The sequence below is a fragment of the Bremerella sp. JC817 genome (assembly GCF_040718835.1).
GTDB lineage: Bacteria > Planctomycetota > Planctomycetia > Pirellulales > Pirellulaceae > Bremerella.
Genome location: NZ_JBFEFG010000246.1, coordinates 1 through 516 on the forward strand (window position 1 = coordinate 1; position 516 = coordinate 516).

1 protein-coding gene is annotated in these 516 nt (G+C 59.5%); it reads left to right on the forward strand.

The genetic code is table 11. The features are described 5' to 3' along the window. Positions 1-272: 272 nt before the first annotated feature. Positions 273-419 carry an RHS repeat domain-containing protein gene (locus AB1L30_RS03030; protein WP_367011883.1) on the forward strand — a complete coding sequence of 49 codons (147 nt, stop codon included), beginning with the start codon at positions 273-275 and terminating at the stop codon, positions 417-419. Positions 420-516 lie beyond the last annotated feature (97 nt).

Consider the following 516-nt stretch of genomic DNA (forward strand, 5'->3'; position numbering starts at 1 on the left):
TGCCAGTCTGGCACCACCAAGGCCAGCAAACCATGATGATGTTCAGCCAGATCGGCCAGGCTCAAACGGCATTCCCCCTTGGGCCGGGACGCGTTCGGTCAGCTGGTTGAGATCTTCCAGCCGGTCGTGTTGGCGATAGCGTTTAAGCGTTTGCGTCACAAAAGGGAAGCCCACGAACAGGCCCCGGTCGTCTTAAAACAAGAAGGTGACCCAGCCCCCATGCTTGCTCTTTAAAGCGTTGATGCGAATGTAGCGAAACCCGCCCGCGACGAATTCAAACCGACGGCGCGGGAGCGTTGACCGCCCCTGAGACCACCTACAGCTACGACGCCGCAGGCCAACTGCTCAGCACGACCGATCCGCTTGGCCGCACGACCAGTTACATGGGCTCTTGCCCCTTGCCATCGCGACAGAGATAGGCCAGCGCGGCTTCACCGTCGGTCACATGATCGATGAACAACGCTTCGCCGAATTCTCGAAGGGTGCGCATCATCAGCTTGGCATGGGCGGGATTGT